The organism is Thauera aminoaromatica S2, from assembly GCF_000310185.1.
In the GTDB taxonomy this organism is placed as follows: Bacteria; Pseudomonadota; Gammaproteobacteria; order Burkholderiales; family Rhodocyclaceae; genus Thauera; species Thauera aminoaromatica.
In genome coordinates, this window is record NZ_AMXD01000039.1 from 21,108 (window position 1) to 29,999 (window position 8,892).

General features: G+C 67.1%; 8 protein-coding genes and 1 pseudogene. 7 read left to right on the top strand and 2 right to left on the bottom strand.

The features are described from left to right. The first annotated feature begins 14 nt into the window (after positions 1-14). Genes C665_RS08165 through C665_RS08190 form a run of 6 tightly spaced genes read left to right on the top strand, consistent with a single transcriptional unit; the run spans position 15 to position 6,172 of the window. Positions 15-1,139, top strand: coding sequence for a glycosyltransferase family 4 protein (locus C665_RS08165; protein ID WP_004305079.1), 1,125 nt, complete (start codon positions 15-17; stop codon positions 1,137-1,139). Then, positions 1,136-1,960: a polysaccharide deacetylase family protein gene (locus C665_RS08170; protein WP_004305081.1), complete on the top strand. Its 825-nt coding sequence runs from the start codon at positions 1,136-1,138 to the stop codon at positions 1,958-1,960. The genes C665_RS08165 and C665_RS08170 overlap by 4 nt, the downstream gene beginning before the upstream one ends. After that, the gene (locus C665_RS08175; RefSeq protein ID WP_156147827.1) at positions 1,948-2,943 is read left to right on the top strand and encodes an ELM1/GtrOC1 family putative glycosyltransferase; all 996 of its coding nucleotides are present in this window, start codon (positions 1,948-1,950) and stop codon (positions 2,941-2,943) included. The genes C665_RS08170 and C665_RS08175 overlap by 13 nt, the downstream gene beginning before the upstream one ends. Continuing rightward, positions 2,940-4,049 (top strand): glycosyltransferase, encoded by a 1,110-nt coding sequence (locus C665_RS08180; RefSeq protein WP_004305085.1) that lies wholly within the window; start codon positions 2,940-2,942, stop codon positions 4,047-4,049. Before C665_RS08175 ends, C665_RS08180 begins: the two co-directional genes overlap by 4 nt. Then, the gene (locus tag C665_RS08185) at positions 4,046-4,852 is read left to right on the top strand and encodes a glycosyltransferase family 2 protein (RefSeq protein WP_004305087.1); all 807 of its coding nucleotides are present in this window, start codon (positions 4,046-4,048) and stop codon (positions 4,850-4,852) included. The genes C665_RS08180 and C665_RS08185 overlap by 4 nt, the downstream gene beginning before the upstream one ends. Beyond that, on the top strand, positions 4,853-6,172 hold the full coding sequence (locus tag C665_RS08190; RefSeq protein ID WP_004305088.1) for an O-antigen ligase family protein: 1,320 nt from the start codon (positions 4,853-4,855) through the stop codon (positions 6,170-6,172). Here C665_RS08190 and C665_RS20210 read toward each other — a convergent pair. After that, a complete protein-coding gene (locus tag C665_RS20210) occupies positions 6,090-6,887 on the bottom strand; it encodes a glycosyltransferase family 25 protein (protein ID WP_004305090.1) in 798 nt (265 codons plus the stop codon). The two genes, C665_RS08190 and C665_RS20210, sit on opposite strands and share 83 nt — an antisense overlap. Positions 6,888-7,078: 191 nt before the next feature. Continuing rightward, positions 7,079-8,143 carry a glycosyltransferase gene (locus C665_RS08195; protein ID WP_004305092.1) on the bottom strand — a complete coding sequence of 355 codons (1,065 nt, stop codon included), beginning with the start codon at positions 8,141-8,143 and terminating at the stop codon, positions 7,079-7,081. A gap of 219 nt (positions 8,144-8,362) precedes the next feature. On the opposite strand from C665_RS08195, the pseudogene C665_RS20215 reads away from it, so the two are divergent. Then, positions 8,363-8,892: pseudogene (locus C665_RS20215) on the top strand (hypothetical protein); the annotation flags it as partial.

The following is an 8,892-nucleotide window of genomic DNA, read 5'->3' on the forward strand; positions in this document are numbered from 1 at the left end:
ATCCAGGCTGCTCGATGAAACCCCTCAAGGTCCTGCAACTGCTCCCCGCGCTCGACAGCGGCGGGGTCGAGCGCGGCACGCTGGAGATCGCGCGCGCGCTGGTCGCGGCCGGGCACGAGTCGGTGGTGCTGTCCAAGGGCGGACGCCTGGTCGCGCAGCTGCAGGCCGAAGGCTCGCGCCACATCGCGCGCGACCTCGGGCGCAAGTCGCCGACCACCTTCCTGCACTACCGCGCGTTGCGCAAGCTCTTCGAGGCCGAGCGCTTCGACATCGTCCATGCCCGCTCGCGCCTGCCCGCCTGGGTGGCTTGGCTGGCCTGGCGCGGCATGCCGGCTGACGCCCGCCCACACTTCGTCACCACGGTGCACGGCATGCACTCGGTCAGCCGCTACAGCGCCATCATGTGCGCGGGCGAGCGCGTGATCGCAGTCAGCGACACGGTGCGCGACTACCTCCGCAGCCACTACCCGCCGACACGCTGGCCGCATCTCGCGGACGAGCGCATCACGGTGATCCCGCGCGGCATCGACCCGGCGGAGTTTCCGCGCGACTATCCGCCGTCGGACGAATGGCTGGCGCGCTTTCATGCCGAATTCCCGCAGATCGGCCAGCGCAAGGTGCTGACGCTGCCCGGGCGGCTGACGCGCCTGAAGGGTCATCACGACTTCATCACCCTGGTCGCCAGGCTGGTCGCCGAGGGTGTCGACGTGATCGGGCTGGTCGTCGGCGGCGAAGACCCCAAGCGGCCGGGCTACGCGAAGGAGATCCGCGCACGCGTGCAGGCGGAAGGCCTCGCCGGGCGCATCCTCTTCACCGGCCACCGCAGCGACGTGCGCGAGATCTATTCGGTTTCGGATTGCGTGCTGAGCTTGTCGAGCACGCCGGAATCCTTCGGGCGCACGGTGCTCGAGCCGCTGGCGATGGGGCGGCCGGTGGTGGGGTACGCGCATGGCGGGGTGGCGGAGATCCTCGCGGAACTGTTCCCGCATGGGGCGGTGGGGAAGGGGGACGTCGCCGCCGCTACCGTGCGGGCGGCAGACGTGATCGCCGGACGGACCCCGGTGGTGGAACACAACAGCCGCTTCCTGCTCGCGAACATGCAGGCGCAGACGCTGAAGCTGTACGGGAGCCTCGCATGACCGAGTGGCTCGCCCTCTCCGCGGCGCTCGCCGCCGGCTGGTTCTCCAACCGCTACGCCTGGTGGCGCAAGCCGGTCGATCTGCGCCATCCGCGCGTGCTGATGTACCACATGGTCAGCCCGCACCGCCCGGGCGCGAAGTTCAACGGCCTGCGCGTCCCCCCCGAACGCTTCGAGGCCCAGCTCGACTGGCTGAAGCGCAAGGGCTGGACATTTTTCACCGTCGGCGAGCTGTGGGCGCAGTGGGACGAGCTGCCCGAGAAGAGTGTCGCGATCACCTTCGACGACGGCTACGCCGACAACCTGCATAACGCCCTGCCCTTGCTGGACAAGTACGACGCCAAGGCAACGATCTACATCGTCGTCGACCGCCACGACCGCGACTGGTCCACCGCCAAGAAGGCGCACCACAACACCGGCGAGCTCGCGCGCGAACCCAAGCTGAGCGACGACGAGCTGCAGCGCCTGGTCGCGAGCGGCCGCATCGAGATCGGCTCGCACACGCTCACCCACATCAACATGGGCACCACTTCGGCGGCAGACAAGCGCCACGAGCTGGCCGAGTCCCGCCGCCTGCTGCAGGCGCAGACCGGCCAGGCGGTGGCGAGCTTCGCCTATCCGTTCGGGATCTACGGCGAGGAAGACGTCGCGCTGGCGCGCGCGGCCGGCTACACGACGGCGGTGACGACCATCGACGGCATCGACGCACGCACCCCGCGCCCCGATCCGCTGCAGCTCAAGCGCATCAAGATCAGTGGCAAGGACAAGCTGCTCGCGTTCGCGCTGCGCATGCGCGGCGGGAAACGGGGGTGGAAGAAGTGAGGCCGCTCGCCATCTGGCTGCTCAGCGACGGGGCCCCCGGGCACCTCAGCCAGAGCCGCGGCGTCGTCGATGCGCTCGCCACCCGGCGGATGGTGGAAACGCGCACCATCGAGCTGAAGATCCGCAGCCCTTTCTGGAAGCGCCTGGGCCGCCTGCTGCTGCCGCGCATCCGCGACACCGACACGTGGCTGCGGCGGATCTACGGCCTCACCCCACCCGCCGGCCAGCCCGCGCTGATCGTCTCGTCCGGCGCCAACACCCTGCTCGCCAACGCCCTGCTCGCGCGCCGGCACGGCGTGCCCAACGTGTATAGCGGCACCCTCAAGGGCTACGACCCGGCCGCCTTCGCCGGCGTGTTCACCGTGGTGCCGCTCGGTGTCGCGTGCAATCACGTGCTGCCCCTGCCGCCGGTGCCGGGCGAGCTCGCCCGTCCGCTGCCTCCCCCGACCGGCGAACCACGGATCGCGGTACTCGTCGGCGGCGATGGCGCTGGCTATGTCTTCAAGGAAGCCGACTGGCGCGCCTTCGGCGCCGGCCTCGCCGCGCTCGCCCGCCGCGACGGCGCCCGCCTGCTGCTCACCACGTCCCGCCGTACCGGCGCTGTCGCCGAAGCCTGGCTGCGCGAAAGCATCCCCGTCGAACTGATCGCCGACGCCGTGTGGTGGTCGCAGGCGCCGCGCAAGGTCATGCGCGATTTCCTCGGCGCGGCAAGCGCGATCGTCGTCACCGAGGACAGCCTCAGCATGGTGGCCGAGAGCCTCTACTCCGGCCGGCCGGTGGTCTCGGTCTCGCCCGTGGTCGCCCAGCCCAACGCCAACGATGGCGCCGCGTTGCAGGCTTATGCAGAGCGCGGCCTGCTGGTGCGCCAGCCGCTCGCGGGCCTCGCCTACATCGCATTCCCCGACTGCAGCACGCCCGTGCCCGACGTGCAGGCCGAGATCGCCGACGTCGTCCTCGCGCTGCTGGAGCCGACAACACCATGAAGAAGGTGCTGATCTGGGGCCGCTACGGCAACTACGGGCCCGACTACCCGCGCAACCGCGTCATCGAGTCGGTGCTGCGCAGCCTCGGCTGCGAGGTGAGCCGCTTCCTGCCCGCGCTGTCGGCCACCGCCGACCTCGAGTACGCCCTGCGGAACCTCCTGGAGCGCAGCCACCGCCCCGACCTCGTCTGGGTGCCGTGCTTCCGCCAGCGCGACCTCGCCGCCGCCGCGCGCTACGCCCGCCGCCAGCGCGTGCCGCTGGTCTTCGACCCGCTGATCAGCGCCTACGACAAGCAGGTGAACGAAAAGCACAAGTTCGCCGCGGACAGCGCAAAGGCGCGCAAGCTGCTGGAGTGGGAATCGCGCCTCTTCCAGCTGCCCGACTGGCTGATCGCCGACACCGAGGGCCACGCCGACTACTTCCACGCCACCCACGGCGTGGCGCGCGCGCGCATCCGCGTGATCCCGGTCGGCGCCGAGGAGTCGCTGTTCACCCCGCAGCCCTGGCCGCACAAGCCCGCCGATGCGCCGCTGGAACTCGCCTTCTTCGGCACCTTCATCGGCCTGCAGGGGGTGGATGTGCTGGCGCAGGCCATCCTGCACTACGACGGCCCGCCCACCCACTGGCGCCTGATCGGCGAAGGGCCGATGAAGGCGGAGTGCGAACGTCTCCTCGCGCCGCTTGCCGGCGCCACCGGCCCCAGCCGCGTCAGCTTCGAAGGCTGGGGCCCGCTGCCCGAGCTCCCCGGCCGGCTCGCCAGCGCCGACGCCATCCTCGGCATCTTCGGCACCAGCGACAAGGCGCTGCGGGTGATTCCGAACAAGGTGTATCAGGGGCTGGCGATCGGGCGGGCGGTGCTCACCGCGGCAACGCCGGCCTTCACGCCCGAACTGCGGGCGGACGAAAATAACGGGCTGCTCTGGGCAATACCGGGAAACCCGGATAGCATTCGCACCGCGGTGGAGCGCCTGCACCAACGTCGCAGCGAAACGCGGGCGATCGGTGCCGCGGCGCGCAGCACCTACGAACAGCACTTCTCCAACCGGGTCATCCGCGACGTGCTGAGCATCCTGCTCACCGCGGACACCCGGCCCACCGCACGATGAAACCGCTCATTTCCGTCGTCATCGCCAACTACAACTACGGCCGCTACCTGGCAGAGACACTCGAATCCGTCCTCGCCCAGACCTATGCGCCGGTCGAGATCGTCTTCATCGACGACGGCTCCACCGACGACAGCCTGGAGATCGCGCGGAGCTACCCGATCACGGTGCTCGCACAGCAGAACCAGGGCGTGTCGGCCGCACGCAACAACGCCGCCCAATATGCGCACGGCGAATACGTGCTTTTCCTCGACTCCGACGACCTGCTCTACCCCGACTCGCTCGAAGTCCTGCAGCGGCGGCTCGAAGCAGAAGGACCACGGGCAGGTTTCGCCTACGGCCAGTTGCAGTACTTCGGGGAGAAGAACACCGTCTTCGCCTCGCGGCCCTTCGACCCGAAAACGCTGAGCCGGGAGAACTACATCCAGACCAGCGCGCTGATCCGCCTGGACGCGTTTCGCACCGTCGGCGGCTTCGACCGCGGCTTCGAACTGCGCGAGGACTGGGAACTCTTCGTCCGCCTGTGGCACGCCGGCTGGACAGGCGCCCATCTCGCCCGTCCGGTGATCAAGTACCGCAAGCATCGCCCCAAGGCGCAAGTACGCGCGCAAGGCAAGTTCCGCAAGCGTCTTTCCGACGCCAAGCTCATCACACTCTATCCACGTTTCTTCTGGCGCAAGCTCGCAACGCATCCGCTGCGCTATCTCCTTTACCGAATGCGCTGGAAAGTCCCTGGTCTGGTCGGCCATTACGGCCCAACCGGCGCAGCCACGCTGATCCAGTCTGCAGATCGACCGCTCTCCTGAATGTCCTCGTCCCCCTTCGCAGACCACGACGCCGGCAGCCCGCTCGAGCGCACTCTCCACACGGTGAACTCGGCACTGGTGTTCTGGTTCTTCGCGTTCCTGATCACGGGGCCGAAGAACTCCCACGCGACGACCGCCCTGCTGGCCTTGAGCCTGGTGACCCTTCCGGCGACGGTTCGCGTCGCCCCCAGGGTCTGGGCCCACGCAGCGCCCTGGCTGATCGGCCTGGGAGCATACTGTTCGTATCAGATCGCCTACCGATTGATCGACGGTGGGCTCGAGGCTCGCATCGACCCTCCTGCACGCTACCTCGGTGCAATCCCGATCCTCTTCTACCTCGCGCGCTACGGTTTCAACATCAAGGCACTGTGGGCGGGGATGGCCGTTGGCAGTCTCATCGGTGGCGTGGCGGGCGCGCAGGAAGTGTGGATCGAGGGGGCACAACGCGCAGGAGCAGGAATCCACCCGATTGCATACGGCAGCATCCTGGCGCTGCTGTCGATGATCCTGCTGTACGGCGCCACGATTTTCCGCGAAACCACCTGGCGTATCTTTCTCTCGGCTGCATTCGCCGTCGGGCTGACGGGGGTGCTGCTATCCGGCACACGTGGGCTCTACCCGGCGTTGGCGGTCTGCATGGCGTTCATCGGCTATCGCGCATTGAGGCAGGAAGGCGTTTCTAGCAGAGCCCTGATGCTCACCGTGGCAGGCATCCTGGCGATGTTGACCGTGGCTGTATTCTGGATTCCCTCCATACAGCAGCGCTTTGAGGAAACCCGCGAGGAATACGTGCAGATCCGCACGGGGAACCTCAACTCCTCGTCCGGTCATCGTCTGCAAATGTGGCATACCGGCCTGCACCTAATCTCGGAGTACCCACTCTTCGGACTCGGCCCAGACGCAGGCAAGCGACAAGCACTGGCGAGGGGTTTCATGGTGGAACAGCATTATGACCTCTCGGTCCTTACCACCTACGACCACCTCCACAACCAGTACATCAACGAAACCACCAGGTTTGGCCTGGTCGGACTGGCCGCGCTCTTAGGACTCCTGTATGGGGCGATCGGGCGGACGACCGACCCGCTGCGCGGCACAATCGCAATCGCGCTGGCAATCATCCTGATCGAGGGGCTGACCGAGACGGTACTCAATCATCACCGCCTGATGATGGCCTTCGTGATCCTCGTGACCGTGCTGCGTGCTCGGCTCGCCACCGAAACCATCGGTGCCCGGAATCTCACTCTCTCCGGTCAGGCCAGCCTTTCGGCATTCGATGGTGCAGAAGGCCGAATACCGGGCGATAGTAGACCGCATCCATGATCTGCCGCTGCCACTTCTCCACCCGAGCCTTCAGGCTCTTGGACCGTCCCGACGCGGTCTCCACCCGTCGCCGGTCGTATTCCAGTTGCGAAGGCGCCGTGTCCAGATACCCGATACAGAACGGATCCAGTCCACACAGCTCGATAGAACCGAGACGTCGGTAAGCCACCCAATCGTCGGCCGAAAGCCACGCCGGCGAATTGATCCTCCGCATCGCGTCCGCCGCGGCGCGGTTAACGAGATAACCATAGCCTTCCCACGCCCGTCGGACCTTGACCAGCCGATAGCCCGCGGCAAACGGCACCGCGCCCCGGGCAAGGAAAGCCCGGATCGGCGTCATCAGGAGCAGGCGTGGCTCGGCACACTCCAGCCAAGCACTCATCCGCGCGCTGGCGAGCAGATCCGCCGCGTCCGGCAGCAAAACCGCATCGTCCTCCAGAATCAAGGCGAAATCGTGCCGACTGCCCAGAAACTCCTCGTACGCGCGCACGTGGCTCATCGCGCACCCCAACTCACCCGGAGTCAGGACCCGCCCATAGCGCTCCACGGAGCGTGCATCGTCCGCCACCAAGGCACGCTCATCCTCCGACAATCGGCTGCCACGCACCGCCTCGACGACGTTCGCGTCGAGGCCCAGCGCGACCAGATGGGCAAGTACCCGTTGCCGACGCTCGACGGCCTCGGGCAAGTTGATGACGAAGATGCCGAAACTCAATCGTGGTCTCCTGCCGAGTGTGCTACCCCAAAGTGCTTCACTGTAAGCCTCTCGCTTCAAATATCCACGATGCGCGCTCCGGCCGCCGAGCTACCGGTCCGCGCTGGCGAGCCGACTGAGAATGGTCACCGCTGCGGATCGCTCTGAGCGGCGGACTGGTCACATTGCGATGAAGATCGGCGGGCCATTCATTATCGCGCGCCCCCCTGACGTGCATCCGCGACCAAGCGGCGCAGGCTGCGATCCAGCAGTTCCGCGATGGCCTCGTTCGAATACCGCTCGATCGCCACTTGGCGCCCGTTGTCGGCCAGGCGTCTGCGCAAGGCGGGGTCGTCGTGCAGCCGGCGCAGCGCGGCCGCGAGTGCGGGCGGATCGGCCGGTGGAACGACGAGCGCCGTCACGCCATCCGTGTAACAGCTCGACGGGCCGTCGATCGCCGTGCCGATCAGGGCCTTGCGCCAAGCGAGGCTCTCCAGGATGACGATGCCCTGCATATCCCACTCCGAGGTGAAGCACATCACGTCGAGCGAGTTGAAGAACGCCGGCTTGTCCGCCGGATCGAGCCAGCCCAGGAACCCCACCCGATCGGCCAACCCCAGTTCGTCCGCCCGCTTCTGCAACGCCGCACGCTCCTCCCCATCGCCCGCGATCTGCGCCCGGAACGCCACTCCGTCCGCCGCAAGCAACGCAAGCGCATCGAGCAAATGTCGAAACCCCTTGTTGGGCACCATGCGGCCGATCGCGCCGATCGAGAACACACCACCCGTAGGGTCTGCCAGCGCCTCTTCCGGCGGGATGCTCACCGCGTTGCTGATCACGAACGACGGTTTCGCACCACCCGTGGCCGCCTCGACGATCTGCTGCATGTAGGGCGTGATGCAGAAGAAGGCGTCCGCCTTGAGCGTGCGCTTGATGTTGTGGCTGTGGTTGAAGGCGATCACCGGTACCGTCGGCGGCGCCGCCCGCTTGAGCATGTGGATCGCCCGACCGCTGTGGGCGATCACCGCATCGATGCGACGGGCGCGGAGAAGACGCGACGCCTTCCAACTCGCGATCAGGTCGTAGTGTCCGGAGTTGCGCAGCGTGACGACATCAAGCCCCGGGCCGACGAAGTCCGCCGGCACGTTGGGCAGATCGACCGGGTCGATCAGCAGCGTGACCGAATGCCCCTCCTCCGCGAGCAGACGGGCGGTCTTGAGCGTCGCGCCCCAACGCCCGCCGGTCGAGTCGCCGAAGACCGCGTTGAGAATGTTCATTGAAAGTTGATCTCGGACCGCGTAGGCCTGAAATTATAGCCGCACGATCGCTCGGCACGCCGAAGCGCTCCCGCGTGACGGCAGAGCCTCTGCACTCGCATGAAGGCAGCAGCGGCGCAAATGGCATCGCAGACCTGCGCGAGGGGCTGCAGGCCCCCAGCCTCCGCAGGTCCGTATAGAATCTGACCCTCCCCATGTATTCAACAATCTATTCATCGCATGTCACGTCACGCCGATGCCATCCGTCTCCAGCTCGCAAAAGCGCCGCTTCCCGGACGACAACTCTTTGAACTGATTGGAGTCAGTCAGCCGACGGGCTCGCGCGCCCTGAGGGCGCTCGGCAGCGAGATCGTTCGGCTCGGTGCCGCGCGATCCATTCAGTACGCGCTGCGCGACAACGCCAGAGGGTTGCCGGACATCCTGGTTCATCGGATCGACGCGGAGGGGCAGATTCGACGACTCGGAACGCTCATCCCTGTCCGGCCCGAGGGCTTCGTGATGCTTCAGGACAACGGTGTGGCCCTGCACAGCGACGGGCTCCCGTGGTGGCTGTTCGATATGCGCCCCCAAGGCTATCTTGGGCGTGCCTATGCAGCGCGGCACGGCGCGGCACTCGGACTGCCGGAGCGCCTGAACGACTGGACGGATACGCACGTCCTGCGCGCGTTGCTGGCACATGGTCACGACCTCGTAGGCAATCTTTTACTGGGTGACGTTGCGCGGGAGCGCTTTCTCGCCGCCCCCCCCCC